Source organism: Leptotrichia massiliensis (genome assembly GCF_900104625.1).
Taxonomy (GTDB): domain Bacteria; phylum Fusobacteriota; class Fusobacteriia; order Fusobacteriales; family Leptotrichiaceae; genus Leptotrichia; species Leptotrichia massiliensis.
The window spans coordinates 551,158-577,311 of sequence record NZ_FNVZ01000005.1 but is presented as its reverse complement, the minus strand read 5'-3'; the positions used below and the strand labels follow the sequence as shown (position 1 = coordinate 577,311).

The 26,154-nt window shown below is 28.7% G+C and carries 26 protein-coding genes; 6 read left to right on the top strand and 20 right to left on the bottom strand.

Features of this window, described 5'->3' with window-relative positions; all coding sequences use genetic code 11:
• The first annotated feature begins 6 nt into the window (after positions 1–6).
• The gene (locus BQ5344_RS06570) at positions 7–1,626 is read left to right on the top strand and encodes an ABC-F family ATP-binding cassette domain-containing protein (RefSeq protein WP_071124652.1); all 1,620 of its coding nucleotides are present in this window, start codon (positions 7–9) and stop codon (positions 1,624–1,626) included.
• Between the two features lie 207 nt (positions 1,627–1,833).
• On the opposite strand, the gene BQ5344_RS06565 is transcribed toward BQ5344_RS06570, so the two are convergent.
• The 14 genes from BQ5344_RS06565 to BQ5344_RS06500 all read right to left on the bottom strand — a co-directional run bounded on the left by BQ5344_RS06565 (position 1,834) and on the right by BQ5344_RS06500 (position 12,417).
• Positions 1,834–2,316, bottom strand: coding sequence for an SH3 domain-containing protein (locus BQ5344_RS06565; protein WP_021769324.1), 483 nt, complete (start codon positions 2,314–2,316; stop codon positions 1,834–1,836).
• 257 nt (positions 2,317–2,573) lie between these two features.
• A complete protein-coding gene (gene cdd / locus BQ5344_RS06560) occupies positions 2,574–2,981 on the bottom strand; it encodes a cytidine deaminase (RefSeq protein WP_071124651.1) in 408 nt (135 codons plus the stop codon).
• Positions 2,982–3,032: 51 nt separating this feature from the next.
• A complete protein-coding gene (gene dinB / locus BQ5344_RS06555) occupies positions 3,033–4,124 on the bottom strand; it encodes a DNA polymerase IV (RefSeq protein WP_071124650.1) in 1,092 nt (363 codons plus the stop codon).
• A gap of 12 nt (positions 4,125–4,136) precedes the next feature.
• Complete coding sequence (locus tag BQ5344_RS06550) at positions 4,137–4,835, bottom strand: ABC transporter ATP-binding protein (RefSeq protein WP_021769321.1); 699 nt, start codon at positions 4,833–4,835, stop codon at positions 4,137–4,139.
• Positions 4,828–5,991 (bottom strand): ABC transporter permease, encoded by a 1,164-nt coding sequence (locus BQ5344_RS06545; RefSeq protein ID WP_071124649.1) that lies wholly within the window; start codon positions 5,989–5,991, stop codon positions 4,828–4,830. The genes BQ5344_RS06550 and BQ5344_RS06545 overlap by 8 nt, the downstream gene beginning before the upstream one ends.
• Positions 5,992–6,029: 38 nt before the next feature.
• Positions 6,030–7,475 carry a S1C family serine protease gene (locus BQ5344_RS06540; RefSeq protein ID WP_071124648.1) on the bottom strand — a complete coding sequence of 482 codons (1,446 nt, stop codon included), beginning with the start codon at positions 7,473–7,475 and terminating at the stop codon, positions 6,030–6,032.
• Between the two features lie 100 nt (positions 7,476–7,575).
• Entirely contained in the window at positions 7,576–8,070 is a 495-nt protein-coding gene (locus BQ5344_RS06535) for a hypothetical protein (RefSeq protein ID WP_071124647.1), read from the bottom strand.
• Positions 8,071–8,106: 36 nt separating this feature from the next.
• Positions 8,107–8,376, bottom strand: coding sequence for an FtsB family cell division protein (locus tag BQ5344_RS06530; RefSeq protein WP_021769317.1), 270 nt, complete (start codon positions 8,374–8,376; stop codon positions 8,107–8,109).
• Between the two features lie 26 nt (positions 8,377–8,402).
• The gene (gene nrdR, locus BQ5344_RS06525; RefSeq protein WP_071124646.1) at positions 8,403–8,864 is read right to left on the bottom strand and encodes a transcriptional regulator NrdR; all 462 of its coding nucleotides are present in this window, start codon (positions 8,862–8,864) and stop codon (positions 8,403–8,405) included.
• Between the two features lie 165 nt (positions 8,865–9,029).
• Positions 9,030–9,500, bottom strand: a complete 471-nt coding sequence (locus BQ5344_RS06520) for a PTS sugar transporter subunit IIA (RefSeq protein WP_071124645.1) — start codon at positions 9,498–9,500, stop codon at positions 9,030–9,032.
• Entirely contained in the window at positions 9,490–10,185 is a 696-nt protein-coding gene (recO, locus tag BQ5344_RS06515; RefSeq protein ID WP_021769314.1) for a DNA repair protein RecO, read from the bottom strand. Before recO ends, BQ5344_RS06520 begins: the two co-directional genes overlap by 11 nt.
• 41 nt (positions 10,186–10,226) lie before the next feature.
• Positions 10,227–10,766 (bottom strand): hypothetical protein, encoded by a 540-nt coding sequence (locus BQ5344_RS06510; protein WP_071124644.1) that lies wholly within the window; start codon positions 10,764–10,766, stop codon positions 10,227–10,229.
• Positions 10,767–10,842: 76 nt separating this feature from the next.
• Positions 10,843–11,757 (bottom strand): rod shape-determining protein MreC, encoded by a 915-nt coding sequence (gene mreC, locus BQ5344_RS06505; protein ID WP_071124643.1) that lies wholly within the window; start codon positions 11,755–11,757, stop codon positions 10,843–10,845.
• 306 nt (positions 11,758–12,063) lie between these two features.
• Complete coding sequence (locus tag BQ5344_RS06500; protein ID WP_071124642.1) at positions 12,064–12,417, bottom strand: hypothetical protein; 354 nt, start codon at positions 12,415–12,417, stop codon at positions 12,064–12,066.
• 279 nt (positions 12,418–12,696) lie between these two features.
• On the opposite strand from BQ5344_RS06500, the gene BQ5344_RS06495 reads away from it, so the two are divergent.
• From BQ5344_RS06495 to BQ5344_RS06485, 3 genes are all read left to right on the top strand, one after another.
• Positions 12,697–13,899: a hydroxymethylglutaryl-CoA synthase gene (locus BQ5344_RS06495; RefSeq protein WP_235846127.1), complete on the top strand. Its 1,203-nt coding sequence runs from the start codon at positions 12,697–12,699 to the stop codon at positions 13,897–13,899.
• A gap of 23 nt (positions 13,900–13,922) precedes the next feature.
• Positions 13,923–14,513 carry a sugar O-acetyltransferase gene (locus BQ5344_RS06490; protein ID WP_071124641.1) on the top strand — a complete coding sequence of 197 codons (591 nt, stop codon included), beginning with the start codon at positions 13,923–13,925 and terminating at the stop codon, positions 14,511–14,513.
• 98 nt (positions 14,514–14,611) lie between these two features.
• Positions 14,612–15,904: a hydroxymethylglutaryl-CoA reductase, degradative gene (locus BQ5344_RS06485; protein WP_071124640.1), complete on the top strand. Its 1,293-nt coding sequence runs from the start codon at positions 14,612–14,614 to the stop codon at positions 15,902–15,904.
• Positions 15,905–15,966: 62 nt separating this feature from the next.
• On the opposite strand, the gene groL is transcribed toward BQ5344_RS06485, so the two are convergent.
• From groL to BQ5344_RS06460, 5 genes are all read right to left on the bottom strand, one after another.
• Positions 15,967–17,589, bottom strand: a complete 1,623-nt coding sequence (gene groL, locus BQ5344_RS06480) for a chaperonin GroEL (RefSeq protein WP_071124639.1) — start codon at positions 17,587–17,589, stop codon at positions 15,967–15,969.
• Between the two features lie 170 nt (positions 17,590–17,759).
• Positions 17,760–18,023 carry a co-chaperone GroES gene (locus BQ5344_RS06475; RefSeq protein ID WP_071124638.1) on the bottom strand — a complete coding sequence of 88 codons (264 nt, stop codon included), beginning with the start codon at positions 18,021–18,023 and terminating at the stop codon, positions 17,760–17,762.
• 102 nt (positions 18,024–18,125) lie between these two features.
• Positions 18,126–18,977 (bottom strand): DNA adenine methylase, encoded by an 852-nt coding sequence (locus BQ5344_RS06470; protein ID WP_071124637.1) that lies wholly within the window; start codon positions 18,975–18,977, stop codon positions 18,126–18,128.
• A gap of 11 nt (positions 18,978–18,988) precedes the next feature.
• Positions 18,989–20,716, bottom strand: coding sequence for an ATP-dependent nuclease (locus BQ5344_RS06465; protein WP_071124636.1), 1,728 nt, complete (start codon positions 20,714–20,716; stop codon positions 18,989–18,991).
• Positions 20,717–20,849: 133 nt separating this feature from the next.
• The gene (locus BQ5344_RS06460) at positions 20,850–21,473 is read right to left on the bottom strand and encodes a hypothetical protein (RefSeq protein ID WP_071124635.1); all 624 of its coding nucleotides are present in this window, start codon (positions 21,471–21,473) and stop codon (positions 20,850–20,852) included.
• Positions 21,474–21,791: 318 nt separating this feature from the next.
• Between BQ5344_RS06460 and BQ5344_RS06455 the strand changes: the two genes are divergently transcribed.
• Together BQ5344_RS06455 and BQ5344_RS06450 are read left to right on the top strand one after the other, a co-directional pair.
• Positions 21,792–23,054 (top strand): aspartate kinase, encoded by a 1,263-nt coding sequence (locus tag BQ5344_RS06455; protein WP_071124634.1) that lies wholly within the window; start codon positions 21,792–21,794, stop codon positions 23,052–23,054.
• A 41-nt stretch (positions 23,055–23,095) separates the two neighbouring features.
• A complete protein-coding gene (locus BQ5344_RS06450; RefSeq protein ID WP_021769303.1) occupies positions 23,096–24,295 on the top strand; it encodes a homoserine dehydrogenase in 1,200 nt (399 codons plus the stop codon).
• Between the two features lie 273 nt (positions 24,296–24,568).
• On the opposite strand, the gene BQ5344_RS06445 is transcribed toward BQ5344_RS06450, so the two are convergent.
• Positions 24,569–26,146 carry an alpha-glucoside-specific PTS transporter subunit IIBC gene (locus tag BQ5344_RS06445; protein WP_021769302.1) on the bottom strand — a complete coding sequence of 526 codons (1,578 nt, stop codon included), beginning with the start codon at positions 26,144–26,146 and terminating at the stop codon, positions 24,569–24,571.
• Positions 26,147–26,154 lie beyond the last annotated feature (8 nt).

Below are 26,154 nucleotides of genomic sequence, written 5' to 3'. Positions count from 1 at the left end.
AATTTTTTGATTTCAACAAGTAATTTATCTGTCCAGTTTGGTGGACGAAAACTTTTTGATGAAGTAAATATTAAATTTACAGAAGGAAACTGTTACGGTATTATTGGACCGAATGGAGCTGGAAAATCAACTTTTTTGAAAGTGTTAACTGGAGAACTTGATTCTACTTCTGGAGAAGTTATTGTAGAAAAAAATAAAAGACTATCATTTCTAAAACAGGATCACTTTGCTTACGAAGATGAAGAAGTGTTAAATGTAGTAATGATGGGACACGCAAAATTATACGATATTATGATGCAAAAAAATGCTTTATATGCAAAAACCGAATTTACAGAAGAAGACGGAAATTTGGCGGCTGAACTTGAGGGAGAATTTGCAGAGCTAGATGGCTGGGAAGCCGAAACAAATGCTGAAAAATTCCTTATTGGTTTAGGAATTCCTGCTGAACTGCATCACAAACTTATGAAAGAATTAACAGAACCAGAAAAAGTAAAAGTATTGCTTGCACAAGCTATTTTTGGAAATCCTGACATTTTATTATTAGATGAGCCTACAAATGGACTTGACTTGCACGCAGTAAAATGGTTAGAAGATTTTCTAATGGACTTGGAAAACACAACTGTACTTGTAGTTTCGCATGATAGACACTTTTTAAACAAAGTTTGTACTCATATTGCTGATATTGATTACGGAAAAATTAAAATGTTTGTTGGAAACTACGATTTCTGGTATGAATCAAATCAATTAATGCAAGAATTAATCAGAAATCAGAATAAGAAAATGGAACAAAAGAAAAAGGAATTGCAAGACTTTATTGCACGTTTCTCTGCCAACGCCTCAAAATCAAAGCAGGCTACAAGCCGTAAGAAACAGCTGGAAAAATTACAATTTGAAGATATGCAGGTTTCTAACAGAAAATATCCATACATTGAGTTCAAGCCTGAAAGAGAAGCTGGAAACAATATGTTAAAAGTTGAAAACTTAACCAAAACTGTTGATGGCGAAAAAGTTCTTAACAACATTTCCTTTACGATAAATACTGGGGACAAAGTTGTTATTTTATCAAAAAATGACATTGCAAAGACTACTCTTTTCCAAATTCTAGCTGGAGAATTAGAACCAGATTCAGGAACTGTTGAGTGGGGAGTTACAACTTCACAAAGCTATTTCCCAAAAGACAACTCAGCATATTTTGAAAATGTAGATTTATCGCTAATTGACTGGTTAAGACAGTTTTCGACTGATCAGCACGAAGAATATGTACGCGGATTCTTAGGAAGAATGCTATTCTCAGGAGAAGAGGCAAGAAAAAAAGCCAAAGTTCTTTCTGGAGGGGAAAAAGTTCGTTGTATGCTTTCAAAAATGATGCTATCCAACGCAAATGTCCTATTATTAGACAACCCAACAGATCACTTGGATCTTGAAGCAATTACATCGCTTAATAAATCACTAGAAAGATTTGATGGAACAATTTTATTTACAACGCACGACCACGAATTTATTCAGACAATTGCAAATAAAATCATTGAAATCACTCCAAAAGGAATTTTAGAAAAAGAAATGGAATATGATGATTATCTAAATGACGAAACTGTTGAAGCAAGACTAAATGAAATGTATAGTTAAGTTATTGTGTAACTTTATTTTTCAAATATACTCGAATCTATTTAAAATGAAACTATTAAAAATTATATAAATTTAGGATTTAAGTAAAATAGTTATAGCTTTTGAGTTTGGTTTTAAAGCAGTTTTACTATAAATTATTTGATATAAAAATAGCAGGATTATATTTGTTAATATTTCCTGCCATTTTTTATTTAGTTGTTTAAAAATCTATTTTTTAGCTACCTGGTTACTGTAAATATACCCATATTGATTTCCGTTGTATCTAATATAATACCAGTCATCATCTGTTTTGCTTATCGCGTAAACTGTCTGTCCAGTTTTTAGTTTAGTTTTAATTGTAGACTTTGTTGTTGGTTTTTCTCTTATATTACTGTATCCTTCGCTTGAAGTTATAGTAAGCTTTCCTACAATTTCTTTTAATTGACTATTGTGAATGTAACCAGTAAAAGATTTTTTAATTTCATCGTTATAATACGTTACTTTATGCCATTCACCAGATTTTTCATTGCTTTCTAGTATGTGTCCATTTGTAATAGTTTCAACAACTTTAGAATCTGTAGTTGCAGATTGTCTTATGTTAATTGCATTATCTTTTGACGAAGTCACAAATGCAGCTCCCATTGAGATAGCACTAAAACCCATAGATAAAATTGAAACTAGAAACATTTTTTTTAGTATAAACTTTTTCATAAAAAATCACTCCTTAATAATTTTATATAACACACGTTATTTCCAATTATATTATAACCTATTTTTTTAAGTTTGCAAGTAAAAACTAATAAAAAATGTAATATTTTTAAAATAAATTTCAAAAAATAATATAATGAAGATTTATAAAAATAGGTATTTTTACCTTCTCCTCTCATAATAATTATACCTTATTTTAAGAAAATTTCAATATTATTCTTCAAAATAATTCAATAAAAATTTTGTTTGTTATTTAACTTTTACAAATCTTCTGGTCCAAACGAATATGGCAACAATTCATCTAACGAAGTAATTCTATATTTTCTATTTTTATTTGTCAAAATAATAACTGTGTCTTTATCTGAAAATTCTTTTATTACCTGTCTACATGCTCCACACGGACTAATTGGCTCAGGTGTATTTCCTGTTATAACAAGTAACTTTATTTTTTTCATGTTCCCAGTAATTGCTGTTGTTATTGCATTACGTTCAGCACAAAGAGTAAGTCCAAAAGAAGCATTTTCAACATTAACTCCTTTATGCTTGTTTCCATTATCATCAATTAATAACGCAGCAACAGGAAATTTAGAATACGGCACGTATGCTTTTTCCATCAAAAGATTTACTTCATCAATATAACTTAATATTTCTTTTTCACTTAAAATCATTTGTTCCACTTCCCATCTTAAATAATTTTATTATTAAAATATATTAATAATTTATTTTAAATCGTCAAACGACAACTGAACTACATTGCTTTTCAAAATCGAGCTTAACTGTATTCCAATAAGCCGTACTTCATTCTTTTTTTCAAAAAATTCCAGATTTTCAAGAGCTGCCTTATATATTCCGTTTACATCGTTCGTTGCACTTTTCAACGTTTTTGAGCGAGTGTGTGTTGCAAAATTGGAATATCGGATTTTTATTGTAACTGTTTTGGCAAATTCATTGTTTTCAATAAGTTTGCTGCTCAATCTTTCAGACTGTTTTTTTAATTCAGCATGCAATGCCAAAATATCATTTTCATTCTGATGAAAAGTTACTTCGTGTCCATAAGACTGTCTTTTTCTGTCTGTATTTATCTCAGAAGAATGTAAGCCACGAACAGAATTATACAGATACTCCCCTTTGCTTTCCCCAAATCTTCTGATTAATTCATTTTTCTCAATTTCATAAAGCTGAAAGACATTTGTTATATTAAATAATTTTAATACTTCCCTTGTCTTTCTTCCAATTCCTGGAATTATTCCAAGCTCTTTATTATAAATATAATCTAAAAAATGTTCACAGTTCCTAAATATAAAATAACCATTTGGCTTATTAATATCACTTGCGATTTTAGCACTTATCTTGCTAAAACCTATCCCAACTGAGCAAGTAAGTCTTGAATTATCATAAATATACTTTTTAAATTTTTTTATAAATCTTTCAATTTTTAAAATTTCATCTCTTTTATCAAGTCTTGTATTTTTATTCCAAATAAACTCTGTAATATCAATATAACCTTCATCAACAGAAGTAAATTCGCATTTTTTCAAGACTTTTTTTATTAATCCCTGTATTCTTCTGCCTTCTTCAAAATAAACACCTTTTCTAAGGCTTACAACAATAAGATTTGGACATAGCCGTTTAGCCTGAACTGTTGGCATCGCAGATTTTACTCCATATTTTCTGGCTTCATAGCTTGCCGTTGTCACAACTCCATGTCCTATTGCGATAGGTTTTCCCCTAAGTTCCCTATTATCCCTTTGCTCAATTGCCGCAAAGAAAGCATCCATATCGTAATGCAGATAAATTTTTTCTTTTTTCATTAGTAAATTTTCCTAAAATTGTATTGTTGGTAAAATCATATTAAATTCGCCATTTTCAATTTTATATTTGTAAGAAGCCAGATTTGCTAGTTCCAAACTGTGAGTAACTATTATTATAGACTGGTTTCTTTCTTGATTTATTTTCATAAATAGTTCATTTATCATATTACTTGTTTCTGTATCCAGATTTCCTGTTGGCTCATCAGCCAGTATTATATCAGGATCGTTAATCATAGCTCTTGCTATCGCTACACGCTGTTTTTCACCACCTGAAAGCTCCATAGGTTTATGTTTTAAACGTTTTGCAAGACCAACAAGTGCAAGTAGTTCCTTGGCTTTCTTTTGTGCTTCATTCCTGCTCATATTTTTATTAACAAGTGCAGGCATCATAACATTTTCAAGTGCTGTAAACTCATTTAAAAGATAATGAAATTGGAATACAAAACCTATTTTTTGATTTCTTATTGCAGTTTTGGCTTTTTCATTCTTATAATGGATTTTCTCTCCTCCAATATAGATTTCTCCATCAGTTGGTTCATCCAAAAGTCCCAGTATATTCAGAAGTGTTGTTTTTCCATTTCCTGATTTGCCTTGAATCGAAATAAAATCCCCTTTGTTAAAGGCTAAATTTATATTTTTTAATATATGAATGTTTTCAACTTTTGTCTTATAAATTTTATTAACATTTTTCAATTCTATTATTTTATTCATATTTTAACGCCTCCACAGGTTTTAATCTGGCTGCTCTGGCTGCCGGAAAAATTGTTGATAGAAATACAACTACAAATGTTACTCCATAAATAATTAAAAGTTCCTTTTGAGAAATATACAATGGCAATTCTTCTAAGTAATAGGTTCCACCTTTCATATATTCCTTAAATAAAATTTTTAGTCCTATCAATACAAGTGGCGATAATCCGCTTGCCATAATCATTCCAAAAACTCCGATTATTAGCCCTTCTATTGTAAAAATTCTACGAATATTTTTATTTGTATATCCAATTGATTTTAAAATACCTATATCTTTTATTTTTTCTCGGACAATCATATTTAAAATTACCGATACAGCAAAACTTGCTATAACAAGAAGTAGACTTAAAATCGCAATTAATACAAATTTTTCAAACTGTACTGCCTTCAAAAGATTCTGATTAATTGTTTTCCAACTTATTGTACTGTATTCTTCCTGATTAACTATATTTCTCACTTGGTTTAATATTGTTTCCACTTTTTGTGGACTTTCAACTTTAATTCCTATTTCCGTTGCAGCTTTATCTTGTTCTGCTAAAATTTGCATAGTTTCCAATGGAACAACAATAAGATTTGAATCATAATCTAAAAAACCAGTTTTAAAAATTCCCCTTACAATTAATTTTATTTCTTTATTTTCAGCAGACACAAGACTTATTTCCTGTCCAACTTTTAATCTCATTTCATATGCTAACTGTTCTCCAATCAGAACTGAATTAAGCTCTGCAATATTATCATTTCCTTCAACTATTTTCAAATTTAGTCCATGTTTTACATTTTCAGGACTAATTCCATCAGCAAGAACTCCTTTTGCAAAGCCTTCAAATTTTATTATCGATTGACTATTAATTTGTGGAATAACAGCTTTTACACCTTGTATTTTTTTTATATTATCTACAATTTGATTATAATCTTGAAAAAAAGTTTTTTTCTTATTTTTTATCAAAATATGGGGACTCATTGTAAGCAATGAATTAATCATATTTTTTTCAAGTCCGTTTGAAACAGTAAGTGAAACAATAAATACTGTTACAGCAATAGCAACTCCAAGCACAGAAAATATACTTTGAAATTTCCTTTCAACAACATGCCTAAATGCAATAAAAAATTCAACCATATTTTATTTTTTCTCCTTTCATATGAATAAATATTTTTTTATTTTATATCACTTGACATTTCACGTGAAATATTATAATTTTCCATCAATTCTGATTTCTGAGCATTAACTTTTGCTACATCCAGTACTATTTCATTACTATCCTCATCTTCAAAAACAATAAATTCACTATTTGTACTTTTAACTTTTTGTACAAAATCATCAAAATCCTTATATTTTTTTCCATTAACTTTCGTAATTATTTTATTTTCCAAATCAGAATATCCAAGGTTCACATCAAATGGCAAAACTCTCACTAATATTACCAATCCGTTATAATCCTTAAACAATTCTTCTCTATCATAAATTGCAGCAAGTGTGTTTGTCGGACGAGATTGGGAAAGTGCTGTAATATAGTTTGTTGTAAGTGGTTCAAATATTAACCCTCCGTAGACATAATACGATGGTGCATCCTGCAATTTTATACTTTTTACGACACTATATTTTATATCTGTTTTCTTTAATGTAACTTGCCCTTTTTGAACCTTTTTATCCCTTATAATTTCATAACTCAAACTTTGTCCATATTTTTTTTCCTGATTTATAAAATTAAAGTCTGTTTTTTCATTTCTACGGAACTCAATTGTTCCATCTGATTCAATATCTTGCCCATCTAATTTTAATAATACATCATTTCGTTGTAAAATTCCATAAAATGGTGAATTTGTAAACACTTTTTTTATAATGATACCCTTTGAATCATTTTTTAATCCTAACATCTGACGTTGCGACGTACTTTCTAGTTTTCCCCATTGTACTCCTAGTTTTGGTGGTCCATCATAATTTCCATCTCTTACATCATCAAGAAAGTTTTCAAGTATATTAACAGGAATAAAATACCCAATATTATCAGCTTGTGTAAGTCCAGCAAAAGCAACACCTACAACTCTGTTATTACTCAAAACTGGTCCACCACTGTTTCCACTGTTAATAGCTGCATCAGTCTGTCCAATCAAAAATTTCTGATTTGTTAATGTATACGTATTATGCTCCATTCTTGAAACTATTCCTCTAGTTGTACTAAGCTTGTCACCTCCAAGCGGGTATCCGTAAACTGTTAAATTTTCCTGAATTTGTGGTAATTTACCTAATTTTAACGAGGTTGTTCCATTAAAAAATGATTTATCCTCCACATCAATCATCGCCAAATCATATTCTTCTGATACAAATTTTACACTTGCTTTATATTTTCGTGAATCACCTTCTTTTCTAACTTGTAAAAATTTTTCATTTAGTACAGCATGAGCATTTGTAATAATTCTATTTCCATCAATTATAAAACCTGTTGCTGTTGAATTGTAATCTTGCCCATTTTGCCAAGGTGAGGCATAATTATACATCTGATGAGCTGCATAAACTTTTACAAGTGCTTTTTTTAATGAACTATCATCTGCAAAAATAAAACTGCACAAAAATATATTAATTATTAAAATTATTTTTTTCATTTTAATCATTCCTTTCTAAAATTTCAAATTATACTTATAACTTCTTAAAATTAAACATACTTATAATTTAATTAACATTATTCTAATTTATAAATTATATTTAAATATCCAGTTTCTCTCCAATTTGATTTTGTAATAATTTAAAAAATAATAATTCATTACTTATATTTAATCTAATTTGTATTCTCTTTTTATCTTTTGTTATTATTTCCAAAAATTTATCGACTTTGCTTGCACTGACTTTAATAATTTTGACAGTTGCACTTTCAATATCTTCCATTTTAATTTGCATATTTTTTAAAACTATTTCATTGTTTTCAATTGTAATTTTAAATTTAAACAAAAGAAAAGAAGCGATAAGAACATACCCAAATAAAATTACTATAAAAGCTATTTTTAATGGCGTAAGTTTTTCTATACCTGTAATTCCTTTATATAATGAATATCCTGCAATAAATGCAATTATTATAAAAAAAATAGATGATGAAAGCACATATTTTAAGTTTGCCCTAAAAATATATTTATTTCTGTCATCTTCTATTTTACATTTTTCTAATTTCTCTTTTAATTGTTTGGTATTATTAAAATTGTTCATTGTTCTATAGACTTATAAAATTAACTATTTAGAATCTTAGTCAACAATTTTATAAGTTTCTTCTCCTTTTTTCTTTAAATTCAAATTATTTCTTGCAAATTTATCGGTATTGTCATCATCATTAGAATTTTTTGCTTGTTCCAATAATTTATTTTTCTTATCAGTAAGCTCTTTTATTTCATTATTTGCTGTTTCCAACTTTTTTTGCATGCCAGGCTTTCCTAAAAATACTTTTACACTTTGACCAATGAAATATACAACTAAACATATAAATATAATATTTCCAACAACAATAAGTTTTTTCATGCCTTCTCCTTTTCAAAATTTTTAATTTATTTTTTTTTGTTCTTTCTTATTTTTTCAATTTCTTTTACAAAACTATCTAAACTATCAAATTTTTTATAAACAGACGCAAATCTAACATAGGCAATTTCATCCAAATCAATTAAATATGAAAGTATTTTGTCACCCAGCTCACTAGATTTTATTTCACCAGAATAATCTGTTAAAATTTCACGTTCAATTTTATCCAATGTTTCTTCAATTTTTTCATTCTCAATATCTCTTTTTTTAAATGCTCTAATAATTCCATTATAAACTTTTTCACGTGAATATGCCTGTTTTTCTCCATTTTTCTTTATTACAAAAAGTGATAATTCAACCACTTTTTCATGAGTTGTAAATCTTTTTCCACATTTTTCACACTCACGTCGTCGTTTTATTGAATTTCCTTCAAAATAAACACGACTATCGACAACTTTTGTATTTTCATAACCACAAAATGGACATCTCATAAATTCCCCCTATCTTTTCTAAATATTAAAATATTTTTAGAATATCTATCAAGCTCTAAAAAACAACATTTAGAAATTTAAAGTTTAATTCTTTCATTTAGTCTAAAGAAATTTTACTGTTTACTAAAAAATGAAGCTGGAATTTACTTACTTGTTTTAGTTTAATTAACTGCTAATTTCTTCTTTTATGATAAGTTCCAGAATCTCTTGATTAGAAGTTGCTTTCAACAAATCATTAACAAATTTTTCTTCTCTTATTAATCTAGAAATTCTTGCCAAAACTTTTAAATATTCTCGTGTTTTATTTTCTGGACATAAAAACATAAAAAATATATTTACATTCTCATCATCTACTGAATTATATGAAATTCCATTTCTTGAAATTCCAAATGTTATCATTAACTCATCCACAGCTTTTGTCTTTGCATGCGGTAAAGCTATTCTTTTACCAATTCCAGTTGATCCCATGTCTTCTCTTTTAAAAATATCATTCAGTCCTTGTTCTTCATCTTTTATCAAATTTGTTTGTTTTAAATTGTTGTACAACTCTCTAATTACTGCATTTTTATTTTTTGATTCTAAATTCAAATTTATTGTTTCAACCTTAATATAATCAGCAATATTTTTATCTTCCATAAAATTCCTCCATAATAAATTTCCTTATTTTTATTTCAACTTGTAAATTTTTATTTATAAAATTTTCAAAAATAATAACCATTCTTCTCAAAAAATCAGCATAATCTTCTAATTTCTGTTGAGTATCAAGAATATCTGAACTATTTCTTACAATTTTCAAAATTTCTTTATATTTTTGTAAATTTTCTTTTTTTTCCTTCTCCATTATTAAGCTAATCTCTTCAATATCATAAATACCCTGTTCTATCATTATTCTTCGTAAAAATGATAACACAACATAATATTTATATCCTCTTTTCATATATGGAAGAATATCAATAAAGCTCAATATTTCTAGTAACTTATCAAAAAAATCCCCATTTTCATCTGTAATATAATAAATTTTATCTATACTATCAAGTACATACAATGAAATTTCCAACTTTTCAATGTTCTTTAGAATATTTTTAAAGTTTTTTAAAATTTCTACATCTTGTACCACATAAAAATTATTTTTTTGTGAAAGCGTTATCTCAACTTCATTTAGCGGATTTAAAGAAACAACATTTCTTTTTCTTGATTTACGAATTCCATAGGCTGTTGCCATTATTTTACCGTATTCTTTGCTAAAAAGTGTTACTAATAAATCCGCTTCTTTCATTTCCTTTTTTTTTAAAACAATACAATTTGTCTTTATTATTTTCATACTCTACTTCACATTTTTATTTCAAAATTCAATTTTTTAAATTATTTGAAATTTGATAATCTATAAATTATTTGAGAACTTCCGTCTGAGACAGAAATTTTTGTTGGATAGCTATATCCATTTGAAGTTTTATAATCACTAAAGTTCACTGTAGTTCCACTACTTTTTATAGATGTCAACCAATTGCTTGAAAATGTGAAAGTGTTTCCATTTTTAGTTTGTGTTTTTTTAGACGTTATACCACGTAGCTTATTAAATACTCCCAGTATATTTGCTTCACTTTTTTCAACTTTTTGTGTTACAGTCTGTTTTAATTTTGGATAGTAAATTGTTTTTTTACTTCCACTAAAAGTGTAAACTTCTCCTTTATTCATGCTTGGTGCTGTGATTGTAAGCTTCATTGTTCCTGAATTATATGCCATCACATAGCTTTTGCTTCTTCTTGTTCCATTAATATTAGCATCTTCAGTAACATTTACCGTAAAACTGCTCTTTTCCCAAAAATCCTTAGAAAAAGAAAAAACTGATACCAATAAAAATAATAATATAACTTTTTTTGTCAATGTTAATTGTTTTAACATAACTAAACTCACCTCTTTTTGATTTTTTATAGCTCCTTTTTATATTGCTATTTTTTATATATTAATACAAATTTCTTTAATTTGATTGTGAATTTTCTTTATTTTCTTGTTCTGCTTCTGCTTTTACCTTATTTTGTATTTGTGTATTAATAGCATCGTTTACGCTCCATTTGTAAACTAACACACTTTGAATATCAAATATATTAAAGCTAGGTTTAAATCTAATTTCTTTCATTTTATTAAAAGCATTTATCTCTGTCACTTTAAATGTACCAATTCTTATTCCTTTTGGTAATACATCACTCACACCAGAAGTTTCTATATTAAAAATTGTATCTTTAGTTACACTTCCTTCATTAAAGTTTTGTACTGAAAAAGTTCCATTTCCATTTCCACGCAAAATTTGCTGAGTATTACCATTTAATACTACACTTAATTTTGAAGATTTACTTGTCAACAAAGTAACTTCTGAGTATTCTTCACTGACTTTTGAAATTTTACCAATAAGATAACCATCATACATTACTGGCAAATTGACTTTTATGCCTTGTGAAGTACCTTTATTTATATACATTTTTTCTGATGAATTTCCATTTTCTACAAGTGCCACATCTGCAGCTATAAATTCAGCAGGATTTTTTTGTCTCATTTCCAGCATTTGACGTAATTTTTCATTTTCTTGTTTTAGATATGCAAGTTCCATATTCTGAACCTTATTTTTTTGCAATTCAAAATCCCTAGTTTTATTATTTTCAACATAATCTTCAATATAACTGATGTCATTAACTCTGGACTTCAATTTCAAAACTTGAGTATAAAGCATACTTTTTACTTTTACTAGCCTAAAATTAACTGCCTGTGTTATTCCATCAAGAAATGTAAACGAACTTGTAATTCTATTTTTAAAGGCAAATAAGACTATTATTATAATTACTATTATTAAAAGCGTTCTACCTGTACTTTTTTTCTCAGAAAAATTATCCAAACTCATTATTATATAATCCTCTCGTTTATTATTTTAAAAATTATACTTAAAAACCCCAGAAAAAATGAATTAAACAAAACTGACATGTATCTAGTTTATTTAAAGTAGTTATAACTTTTAACTTTGGCTTTAAAGTAGCATTATTATAATAGCACATAACCTATATTATATCAAGTTTTTTTATAATTAATTTTTTTATACAATTATAAAATTTTAACCTACAAAACTTCTTTTAATATTAAATTTCTAAAAGCAAAAGTAAAAAAAGAAGAAAAAAAGACACTTTCTAATTTGTGTCTTTCTTTAATTTAATTAGTCTTTACCAATAACCGCTTTATAACGTCTTTGAAGTTTTGCATTTTTTTCTGGATTATTTCTTAAATAAAAGTTTACTTTTTCAATTACATCTTCAGTAGTATGTGTTCTACCATCATCAACATCTTCTACAACTTCCTCTACTACTACTTCTTCTGTAACTTCATCAACTGGTTGAAAAGTAATTTTTTTGTTAGATTTTTTTTCAGGTTTTACTTCTTTCGCTTGTTTTTCAACTTTTGATTGCTCCATAAGAGCTTCCTTTCTGTATTGCTCAAGAATCTTTTTTGTATTATCAGCAAATGATACTACTGAAATAGCTGTTAATGCAATTAAAATAATTTTTTTCATGCTTATCACCCTTTCTATAATTATACATATTAACTTTAAATTGTTAAATAATTTCAACTTATTATACCAATAACTGTAAAAAACTGCAAGAAAAAAATAAATATTTCAATTTATAATTATATTTTTGTTAAAAAGATTTTTAAAAAATAAGTGTATAATTATTTGATATTTAAAATTTTTTATAGTACAATATGTATGATTAAAGAAAATTTAATACAACAAAAATAACATTTTTAAAGATTCTTTCAAAAAATAATTAATTAGAAAGGCGAAATTTGTATGAAAATAAAAGAAAAAATAAAAATTGGAATAGATAAAATTGGTTTTGCAATGCCAAAATACTTTTTAGATATACGAGATCTAGCACTTGGAAGAAATGAGAATGAAAATAAGTTTGTTAAAGGTCTTATGCAAAGCGAGATGAGCATTGCACCTGTAACGGATGATATTGTGTCGCTTGGGGCAAGTGCTGCTGAACAGATTTTAGACGAAGAAGATAAAAAAAATATTGAAATGGTTATTGTCGGAACAGAATCTGGAATTGATCAAAGCAAGGCTTCTGCTGTTTTTATCCATCATCTGCTGGACATTCAGCCATTTGCACGATGTATCGAGATTAAGGAAGCCTGCTATGGGGCAACCGCCGCATTGACCTTTGCAAAAAATTATATTGAAAAAAATGAAAATGCCTCTGTTTTAGTAATTGCTTCAGATATTGCAAAATACGGAATTGACACTCCTGGAGAATCTACACAGGGGGCAGGAAGTATCGCAATGATAATAAAAAAAGACCCTAAAATTGCTGTCATAAATGATGAAAATGTATGCCAAACCCGTGATATTATGGATTTCTGGCGTCCCAACTATTCAGATTTCCCAATAGTAGACGGACATTTTTCGACAAAGCAGTATCTTGACTGCCTTGCAACGACATTTGATGAATACAAAAAAAGATATAATCAAGATTTATCCGATTTTGATACTTTCTGTTTTCATTTACCATTTCCAAAACTTGGATTAAAAGCGATTAATTCACTTTTAGAGAAAAATATTGAAAAAGAAGTAAAAAATAAATTTTTGGAAAAATTTCATACTTCAATAATTTATGGAAAACGAGTCGGAAATATCTACACAGGCTCTCTTTATCTAAGTTTGCTTTCATTACTGGAAAACTGTGATAACTTGAAAGCTGGCGACAAGATTGGAATGTATAGTTATGGAAGCGGTGCTGTTTGTGAATTTTTTAATCTAACCCTTGCAGAAGACTTTAAAAATTATCTAAGGCATGATAGGTTAAACGATTTTGACAATAGAAAACAATTATCAATAAATGAATATGAAAATTTATTTTTTGAAAAAATAATTTTAGATAATGAAGGAAATTGCGATTTTTCAAATAGAAAACTTATTCAGGAAAGTGATAATGCGTTTGTATTGGAAAAAGTGGAAAATCATAAAAGGATTTACAAAAAAATAAAATAAATTTCTGAAAGGAGCTAATTAATATGAATTTAGAAGAACAGCGGCAGTTTATTTTATCAGGAAAAGTTTACAATGATTTAACTCCAGAGCTTGTAAAGGCTAGAGAAAATACTGTTTTTTTAACAAATAAATATAATGAAAGTTTTGGAAAACCGACATCAGAAAGAGAAGCTATCCTAAAAAATCTTTTAAAATCAATTGGTAAAAACGTACACTTTGAGCCGACATTCCGATGTGAATTTGGATTTAATATTTCAATAGGAAATAACTTTTATGCAAATTTTGACTGTGTAATGCTTGATGGTGGCGGAATTGAAATTGGAAATAATGTTCTTTTTGGTCCAAGAGTAGGAATTTATACTTCCAATCACAGCATTGATGCAGAAGAAAGAATAAACGGAGGATGTTATGCCAAGCCTGTAAAAATTGGGAATAATGTCTGGATTGGTGCGGGAGTCCACATTAATCAAGGAGTTACAATTGGAAACAACACTATTATTGGCTCTGGAAGCGTAGTTACAAAAGATATTCCAGATAATGTAATTGCCGCAGGAGTGCCTTGCAAAGCTATCAGAAAAATAACAGAAAAAGATAAAACTGGCTATAAACCTTAAAATTTAAACTATATTTTCACTCAAGCATTAGAATTTGACAATTTTTTAATTGCTTGAGTTTTATTATAAACTCAAAACGGAAGGAACTGATTTTAAATATGAAAAAGGAAAATCAAAAAAAATTAAACTGGCTTGGATTTCAAAAAAAAGAACGTACTGAAAGAATACAGATGTTAAAAGATAATGGCTTTTTAACTGAAGAATTTGAACAACTTCTGAAAAAAAACGAGAACTTGCCACTAGAAACTGCAAATCAAATGGCTGAAAATGGAATCGGAACATTTGCCTTGCCATTCAGCGTTGCTCCAAACTTTGTTATTGATGAAAAGGATTATGCTGTGCCAATGGTTATAGAAGAACCATCTGTTGTAGCAGGGTGCAGTTACGCAGCTAAAATTATTGCAAAATCTGGCGGTTTTACGACAAAAATTTTAGACAGAAAAATGATTGGGCAAGTTGCATTGTATAATATTTTGGACTTTGATAATGCTATTTCAATAATTTTGGAAAATAAAAATGAAATTTTAAAAATTGCAAATGATGCTCATCCTTCGATTGTAGCCCGTGGTGGTGGTGCGATTAATATTGAAGTGAAGAATATTGATGAATTTCTGATTGTTTATCTGATTGCCGATGTGAAGGAGGCTATGGGAGCAAATATTTTGAATACAATGCTTGAGGCAATAAAAATGCCGCTTGAAAATATTACAAACGGAAAAAGCCTAATGGCAATTTTATCAAATTATGCAACCGAATCTCTTGTAAAAGCCGAATGTGAAGTAAATGTAAAACTTCTTAGCAGCTCAATGGAAACGTCTATTGAAACTGCAAAAAAAATAGAACTTGCGAGTAAATTTGCAAAACTTGATATTTATCGTGCAGCAACTCATAATAAAGGAATTTTCAACGGAATTGACGCTGTAGTAATCGCTACTGGAAACGACTGGCGTGCAATTGAAGCTGGGGGGAATACCTTTGCTGTGAAAAATGGCAAATACGAAGGGCTTACAACTTGGACTTTTGATGAAAGCACAAATAAATTAAAAGGGGAACTTACCCTTCCAATGCCAATTGCAAGTGTAGGCGGCTCAATAGGACTAAACCCAAGCGTAAAAGCCGCATTTAATATTTTAGGAAATCCTGACGCAAGGACACTGGCAAGCATTATCACATCAGTAGGACTCGCTCAAAACTTTGCCGCAGTAAAAGCACTTGTTACAACTGGAATACAGCACGGACACATGAAGCTACAGGCTCGTTCGTTAGCACTTTTTGCTGGTGCAAAAGGCATGGAAATTGATATTGCCGTAGAAAAACTTTTGGAAAGTGGAAAAAGTGTTAATTTGGAAAATGTGAAGGCAATTTTGGAAGAAATAAAAATCAAAAAATAATATAGCAGAAAAAAAGAGGTAGTTTATAATGACTACCCCTTATTTTATTACATTTTATTAGATTACATCATTCCTGGCATTCCCATTCCGCCTGGCATTCCGCCTGCTGGTGATTGTTCCTTTTCATTTCCAACAGCAACTTCAGTTGTTAATAATACTGATGATACTGATACTGCATTTTGGATTGCAGAACGAGTTACTTTGGCAGGATCTATGATTCCAGCTTTTACCATATCTACATATTCTTCTTTTGCAGCGTCAAATCCTGTTCCATTTTCAGAATTTTTTACTTTTTCAATTACGACACCTGCATCAATTCCAGCATTGATAACAATTTGTCTAAGTGGTGCAGATAATGCTTTTTTCACAATTTCCACTCCAAGCCCTTCTTCGCCTTCCAATTTAAAGTCTTCAATTGCTTTTGCAATTTGGATTAAGATTGTTCCTCCTCCTGGAACTATTCCTTCTTCCACAGCGGCTTTTGTTGCATTTAAAGCATCTTCAATTCTCAATTTTCTTTCTTTCATTTCAGTTTCAGTTGCAGCCCCAACTTTTATTACAGCTACTCCCCCAGCTAATTTTGCAAGTCTTTCCTGTAATTTTTCCCTGTCATAATCAGAAGTTGTTTCAGCAATAGAATTTTTTATTTGCCCAATTCTTGCTTGAATTGCATCTTTTTCTCCAAGCCCATCTACGATAACTGTGTTATCTTTAGTAATTCTAACTTTTTTAGCTTGTCCCAAGAAATTCAAGTCAGCAGTTTCAAGTTTAATTCCTTTTTCTTCAGAAATAACTTCTCCACCTGTTAAAATTGCAATATCCTGTAACATAGCCTTTCTTCTATCCCCAAATGCAGGAGCTTTTACAGCGGCAATATTTAATGTTCCACGAAGTTTATTTACAACAAGAGTTGCAAGCGCTTCTCCTTCCACATCTTCAGCGATTATAAGCATTGGTCGTCCTAATTCTACTGTTTTTTCCAAGATTGGCAATAACTCTTTCATGTTTGCAATTTTTTTATCTGTGATTAAAACAAATGGATTATCCATTTCCACAACCATTCTTTCAGAATCTGAAACCATATAAGGTGACAAATATCCGTTGTCAAACTGCATTCCTTCTACAACTTCCAGAGTTGTATCTAAAGAACGTGCTTCCTCAACTGTAATAACTCCAGATTCTCCAACTTTTTCCATAGCTTGAGCAATTAATTGTCCTATTTCCACATCTCCTGCTGAAATTGCCCCAACTTGTGCTATTTCTTCATTTGATTCCACCTTTTTAGCTCTTTTTGTAAGTTCTTCAATAACTTTTTTAGAAGCAAGCTCCATTCCACGTCTTATAAATACAGGATTTGCTCCAGAAGCTACCATTTTTAGTCCTTCTTTGATTAAAGCCTGTGCCAGTACAGTTGCAGTAGTTGTACCGTCTCCAGCCACATCATTTGACTTTGTAGCCACTTCTTTTACAATTTGTGCTCCAAGATTTTCGATTGGATCCTTAAGTTCGATTTCTTTTGCTATTGTAACACCATCATTTGTAATCATTGGTGCTCCAAATCCTCTATCTAATACTACATTTCTTCCTTTTGGTCCAAGTGTAATTTTTACAGCGTCAGCCAATGTATCTACTCCCACTTCAAGCGCTTTTCTTGCATCTTCATTAAATTTTATTATTTTTCCCATTTTAATTATCTCCTCCTAAAGTTTGTAAATTTTTTATTGCAAAATTCCTTCGTAATTTAATAATATAATTTTTTTATTTTGACAAGGAATAAAAATCACTTGTTTTACAATGTCTGTCTTATTTTTTAATACATTTAATTTTTATACAAATTTATTTTTTAAAATTTTTATTATTCAACAATTGCCAAAACATTGTCTTTTTCTAAAATTAAGTAGCTTTCTTCCCCATCCTTAACTTCAGTTCCAGAATATTTTTCAAAAATTACTTTATCTCCAGCTTTAACTTCCTCAACCTTTGAACCAACTGCTAAAACTTCTCCAATTATCGGTTTTTCCTTTGAAGCTGTCCCTGGCAATACAATCCCGCTTTTTGTAACTTCTTCCTGTTCTGTCTGTTTTATTAAAACTCTTTCTCCCAATGGTTTAATTATCATTTTTCCCTCCTAATTTACATTTTTAATTTAATTTTTTAGCACTCTATATGTTCAAGTGCTAACAACATAATAATACATTTTTAAAAATTTTGCAAGTCTTTTTCAGAAAAATTTTTCAATTTTTTTGTCAAATATCATTATTTCTTTGCTTTTTCGTTTTACTTCTAAGGTATATGAAATATCAAATTCCTTTTGATTGTATTCATTAAAAATTTCTTTTATTTCTTCACAATTATCATAAGTAACTATCCACCTTTGATTTATTTTTTTTATGTAATCAGCTAAACGTTTATGATCTTCGTGTTTGTAAAAATTAGTGTATAATTCAGAACCTTTATTATAATAAGGTGGATCTAAAAATACAAAAGAATCTATACTTTCAAATTTTAAATAATTGTCTATAAATTCAATAACATCGTAGTTATAAAATTCTATTTTATCTTTTAATTTTTCTATCTTTTTAATTTTTAAAATTAATGATTTTTTATTAAATCTACAATCCATTTTATAATTTCCAGTTTGATTTTTTCCTCCTATTACTCCTGCTTTTAAAATTCCTGAACGATTTACTCTATTCAAGTAAAATGTAGCCAACCCCAATTCTAAAATATTTTTTTTTTGAGAAATATCAATATTATCCTTATTTTTATATATTCTGATTTTTTTATCTCTTTCTTTAATTGAAATACTAGATTTTTCAATCATCTCACAAAAATCTTTATTATATTTTAAAACTGATTGCCAAAAACAATATACTCCTTTGTCAATATCATTTAAAATTAATTTATTCACAATATTATTTTCTAATAATAACAAAGCAAGTCCACATCCACCTGCAAAGGGTTCTATATAAGTAGCACCATTAAAACTATTTTCTTTTAGCAATTTAACAACTAAATCATAAACTTTTGCTTTACCTCCTGGATATCTTAATGGAGAAATACTTCTTTTCATTTTTATATCTCCTATTCTTTTTCTTTCCATAATTTTGAATCAATTTTCTGATATGGAGCAACTCTATAAAATGAAATTTTTAATTTTTTATAAAATTCTTCTACTTCAATAGTATTATTTTGAATCCAAAATTTAATTACAAATCTAAAAAATTCAATAAACTCATTAAACAATTCTTTATTTTGTACTCTTCTTTTACCTTTTGTTGATTTTTCATTTTTTTTTAATTTTTCAATCTTTTTCTCATTTTCTTCTATTTTATTTTTTATATGTTCTCTAAAATATTCATCATTATATCCTAAATCTTTTAATTCTTCATTATTCCAAAATTTTTTATTTTTATTATCATATAACTCTAATGAATAATCAAAAATTAATTTTTCTGGAGATTTATTTGAAGGTAAATATATAATGTTATTTAAAATATCTATATCTTTTTGGTTTTTCTGCTTTTGATTTACATTTTGATCTCCATCAAGTATACAAATTGAACTTGTACTTATTGAAGAAATATTATTTTTAAGTATTTTATCATAGCCAAATATTTGTTTTAATGCTTCAGAAGAAATTTTAATATCAACTAAATGAAAATATTTTAATACTTCTGAAACTCCTTCTTTTTTTTCAAAATATTCAAACAAATATTTTAAAAATTCTCTAGCTTCTTCATCTTCCGTATAGACTGGTATTTTTTTATTAACATAAATATCTGATTTTAATTGATTTTTTAACCACATTTCTATTTTTCCCATTGTTATATCTTCTATTAGCTGTACTTCATCAAAATTTTTCAATAAATAAAAAACACTTTTATCTTTTTTATCTAAAGCATACTCTATCAAACTCAAACTATGACTTGTAAAAAATGTTTGTATATTGTATTTTTTAGAGTATTCTCTAATTAATTCATATAATTTTATCTGATATGCTGGATGTAAAGTAGCATCAAATTCATCAATTAATAAAATACTTCCTTTTTTCTCTATTTCGTAATAATATTTTAAAGATGTTATAGCCATTAGAATAATATAGAGATTATCTTCTCCAGCAGAAATAGTATTTGAATCAATACCTTCTGTACCAGTCAAAAAAATTCCTCTATTTTTTATATTTCCCATATTAATATTTTTATTATTTTCTTCAATTGATATTTCCATATTTGTAAAATTTTTATAAATCTCTGATAGTTCATTCAAATACTTTTCTGGCAATTTATTTCGTATTTCTTTTACATCATTATCATTTTTAAACTCTCCATAAGGATGTAATCTAAAAAGTCCAAGATATATTATTGGTGCTGCTGGCAATTTTTCATTACTTCCTTTTGAATATCTGGGCTTTAGTGAAAATCTATTTTTTCCACTATTATGCCTTCTAAAGCTTAATTCTGAATCATCAGAGTATTTACATTTATACAATATACCCATTAAATTAGGAGCAGGATTATTGTATTTTTCGTCACCTCGTGTTAAACTTTCAATTTTAGGATTCATTAATTTATTAATTGTATAAATTATTGAAATGCAATTTTCTCTTTCTTTATTTTCAATTTTTTTTAACTCATTTTTATTTATTTTTGTATTCTTCTTTGTTACTTTTTGAAAAGAATTGCTTATAATATATAATAATGAACTTTTACAAGTTCCATTAGTTCCTGATATAATATTTACTTCTTCATTAAAATTTATAGTTAAATCTTTTAATTTTCTATACTGAATAATTTCTATTGATTTTAGCATTTTATTCCTCCAGATATTTTATATTCTATTTCTTAAAATATATTATACAATACTTTATAGTTTATTAAAAGATATATTTATTATTAAAATTTAAATATTTATATAAAAATGACTCATTTCTGAGCCATTCTTTTTATCTTTTACCTTTATCCTTGTAATAACTTTCACGTATTTCTTTTAAGATTTTTTGTGCTTTATCATTTTGCTCTTTTGTGTGCCTTACTGCTTCAACATTTCCTTTACTATCAGATTTTATTATTATTTTATCTGTACTTTTCGGCGTTTTTGCAGGTTTGGCTGTTTTGTTTCCACTAAAATAACTTGCTCTTGCTGCTTTTAGTGCTTTTTTAGCTCGTTTGATTTCTTCTGGTGTCAATTCACGTTTTACAGTTGGAGCTGGAACTGGTTCATATGTTGAAGAAGCATCTGTTATTCTAACTTTTTCCTTTTTATCCTTTACTTTTGGTGTTTTTCTTTCAACAACTTGCTGTTTTTTTTCTTCTTTTTCTTCAACTGATTGTTTTTCCCTTTCAGCTTTTTCTTGCTGGAGCAATCTTTCACGTTCAGCCTTTTCTTCGGCTTGCTTTCTAGCTTTTTCTTCCCTTTCTCTAGCTTTTTCCGCTTCTATTTGCTCTCTTTGATTTTTGTAGTAATCATCCCTTACTTTTCTTAAAATTGTTTGTGTACCAATAGCTAGTAATGGGATTCCTACTGCCAAAATTGAAGTTATAATTATTAATTTCTTTTTATTCTTCATGAATATTCCTCCTAATTTTACTTTAAAAATAAAGTAAATAAAATATATCTGAAGTTATTTTAAGATATTATATTTTATACAATTATCAAAAAAAATTCATCCATATCTTACCTACTAATGATACCACATTTATTTTATTTTTTCAATTTATTTTTACTTATAGTATTTTTAATAAATTCCTAAATATTTTAAACAAATTTTTAAAAACCTTTGGCATGATAATAAATATATGAAATTACCTTGCTTTTTTATTTATAATATGTTATTCTTTGCTTGTGAAAATATTGAGAAATATATTTAAATAAAATAGGAGGTAAAATGGCTTTAATTATACAAAAATATGGTGGAACTTCCGTAGCCGATGCCAAACGTGTAAAAGAAGTTGCAAAAAGGGTTGTAAAGTATAAAAAGGCTGGACATGATGTAATTGTTGTTGTTTCTGCACCAGCTGGGAGAACTGACGAGCTAATAAAACGAGCTTATGAATTGTCAGATTCTCCAAATAAACGTGAATTTGACATGCTTTTGACATCAGGAGAGCAAATTTCTATTGCATCTCTTGCCATTGCTGTTGCTGATTTGGGAGAAAAGGCAGTTTCATTAAATGCGTTTCAAGTCAATTTTAAAACAACATCTGTGCATACAAAAGCTAAAATCATTGACATTGATACCCAAATCATACAAGAAAAACTAGACGAAGGAAATGTAGTTGTGTTTGCTGGATTTCAAGGAATCACTGAAAATAATGAAATTACTACGCTTGGGCGTGGTGGTTCTGATACAACTGCTGTCGCGCTGGGAGCTGCCCTTAATGCTGATGAAGTGGAAATTTATACCGATGTTGATGGAGTTTACACAGCTGATCCTAGAATTGTAAAAAACGCTAAAAAGCTGCAAACTATCTCATATCAGGAAATGCTGGAATTGGCGGCTTCGGGAGCAAAAGTGTTGCATCCAAGATCAGTTGAAATTGCTGCAAAGTATGGTATAAAAATACATTTACGTTCATCATTTGACGATTCTACTGGAACTATTGTCCAATATAATGAAAATGCTGGCGGAATAGAAAGCGAAAATATTAATATAAAAGGAGAAACTATGGAAAAAGTAAAAATTTCAGGTATCACATCTTCTAAAAATGAAGGAAAAATTACACTTTTTGGAGTACCTGACAAACCAGGAATTGCTGCAAAAGTATTTTCCAGACTTGCAAAGGAAAAAATTAATACTGACATAATTTTACAAAGTTCGAGCAGAAATAAAGAATTGAATAACATTTCATTTACTGTTAAAAGTGATGATTTAAAGGAAGCTGTTGCTATTTCAGAACAAATAAAGGAACAAATTGGAGCAGAAGGTGTTTCATTTGAAGAAAAAATTGCAAAAGTATCTGTTGTTGGAATTGGTCTAAAAAGCCATTATGAAACAACATCTGAAATTTTTGACACACTTGCAGAAAACAATATAAACATTGATATGATTTCTTGCTCTGAAATTAATGTTTCATGCATTATCCATGAAGACGATGTAGATAAAGCTGTTACTGCACTTCATAAAAGATTTATTGAAATTGATAATTAAAAAACAAAAATAAACAACTTAAAGGGAGGTCTTTTAAAAATATGAAAATAGGAATTGTTGGACTTGGAACTGTCGGAGAAGGAGTTCTTAAAGTATTAACTAACGAAAAAGAAAGCATTTTTGAAAAATCAAGAGCTGACATTGAAGTGAAATATGCTTGTGATTTAAACATTAACCGTGATTTTTCTTTTGATTTTGATAAATCAATACTTACAAATGATTACAAAAAAATATTAAATGATCCTGAAATTAAGATCGTTGTAGAACTAATTGGTGGAGAAACTGTAGCAAAACAAATAATTATTGAAGCATTTGAAGCTAAAAAAAGTGTTGTTACAGCAAACAAGGCTCTAATTGCAAAATACGGAGTGGAACTATTCCAGCGCGCAAAACAAAATGGAGTATCATTTCTATTTGAAGCCGCTGTTGGTGGAGGAATCCCTATTGTAACACCTTTAATGGAAAGTTTAGTTGCAAATACAGTTACTGAAATTCGTGGAATTATGAATGGAACTTCAAACTATATTTTGACAAAAATGAAAGAAGACAGCTTATCGTTTAACGAAGCGTTAAAACTTGCCTCTGAAAAAGGATATGCAGAAGCTGATCCTACTTATGATGTAGATGGAATTGATGCAGGACACAAGATTAATATTCTTGCCTCACTTGCCTACGGAGGTTCAATCAAATTTAAAGATATGCAATTATCAGGAATAAGAGAAATCAGCACTGTTGACATTTTCTCAGCAAATCAGCTAAACTCAACTATAAAATTAATTGCAAGCTCAAAACTATTGTCTGATACATCAGCACAAATTTCTGTAGAACCAACATTAATTCCAAATAGCGAAATTTTAGCAAAAGTTGATGATGTTTACAATGCAATTGAAACAACTGGTTCTTACACAGACAAAACTTTATTTTATGGAAAAGGTGCTGGAATGGATCCTACTGCGTCAGCTGTGGTGGCAGATATAGTAAAAATTGTAACAAGAAATCACATTGAATCAGATTATTTCTTTAATTCTACAAAAGTATTTGAGATTGTTGATTCTAATACAGTAAAAGATTCTTACTATATAAGAGTTTCAGATGATTTTGATATAGAAAATTCGCCTTTTGAACTAATAAATCAAATTGAAAATTACTATATCATCTTGGCAAATAATATTTCAAAAAATGAGATTAATGAGATTTTGAAAGATGCGAAAGAAAAACTTGTATTAAGAGTCATGAAATAAAAAAGTTTTTAAGGATATTTTTTTACTAGTACTGTACCCTGTTTAAACAGCGAAAATTATATTTAATTCTTTGGGAATATAAAGTTTGAATTCCCCTTATTAAAAAAGTTCTTAACAAATTCGCTATTTAAATGGGGTTTTTTTAGTATAAATAATAAGTACTTTTTTAAAATTCTACTTACATTGTTTATGTTTATTAAATAGTAATATAAAAAGAAAGAACTTTCTTAAGTTCTCTATAACTTTTGAAAATTCTTTCTTAATTTTTATGTTTTATTTAATTAAGTTTTCAATTCTTTCTCTTACTTGCGGTACTGTTAGACCGATAATTACTTGAATTGCTTTACCTTTTCTAACTACTCCATGTGCTCCACCAGCTTTAAATGCAGCGTCTTTTGCTAATTTTGATTCATCTTTTACACTAACTCTTAATCTTGTTGCACAGTTATTCAATTCTTCAATATTATCTTTTCCACCTAATGCTTCAAGAATGATTATTGCTTGATCCATATACTGATCATCTGAAGAACCTGAAGTTGCTGCACCTTCACCATGTTTAGCTTTATAGTCAGCTTTTGTATAAAGTTTCATTTCTTCATCTTCATCTTCTCTACCTGGTGTTTTTAAATTCATTTTTTGAATTAAGAATTTAAATACGAAGAAGTATATTACTGTAAATATTAATCCTATTACTATTTGAATAATTACTGTTCCAGAGTGATTTTTAAACATTGGTATCCAGTTTAAGAAAAGGAAGTCAAGAAGTCCTCCACCCATATTTCCAACTACTCCAAAAGCATACATTGTTGCTGCCATTGTTGCTGCTAAGAAAGCGTGAACTGCAAACAATACTGGAGCTATAAATAAGAATGTAAATTCTAATGGTTCAGTTATTCCTGAAACTACTGCTGTAAATACTATTGGTATTAATAATGCCGCTACCGTTTTCTTTTTCTCAGGTTTTGCAGTAGCATACATAGCAAGTGCTATTCCTGCTGCACCAAATATTTTTGAGTTTCCATGTAATGCAAATCCTCCACCTGGGAATAAAGTTTTTAATGCTTCTGTACTTTGAGCAAATTCTTTTATGTGTTCAACCCAGAAAACTTGAATTCCGTTAGGAACTACTGCCGGACCAAATACAAATGGTGTATAAACAAAGTGGTGTAATCCTGTAGGTATTAATATTCTTTCTAAGAATGTATAAACCCATACTCCCAATACTCCTGAAGCTTTCATAAATCCTTGCATTGCACCAATTCCCATTTGAACTTTAGGCCAGATTAATACTGTTAAGAATGCACAAGGAATCATAACTACAAACCCTACTATGTATACAAATACTGAACCTTGGAATACTCCTAAGAAATCAGGTAACTTTTTATCAAAGTATTTATTATGTAAATATACTACTAGTGCTGCGATTAGAATACCACCGAATAAACTTGTATCTATTGTTGGAACCCCAGCTATTGCAGAATAACCTGTTACACCGTCTGCTATTTGTTTAGCTGCATCTATTCCGTAGAATACTTTTAATATCGCTGATACAAAATAGTTAAATGTCATATATAATGCAAATGTTTCTAAACATGCTCTTGCATTTGTCTTTGTTGCCAAACTTATTGGTAATCCTATTGCAAATAATAATGGCATTTGTCTAAATACTGTCCAACCACCTTCTGCAACTACATACCAGAAATTATACCACATTGACCCTTCTTCAGCAATTTTCCCTACAACTTGCGTATTAGTGAATACTGATGCTAGTCCTACTACTATCCCCGTAAATGCAAATAATAGAACTGGTGCCATCATTGCTCCACCAAAACGTTGGATTTTTTTCATCATTTTTAATA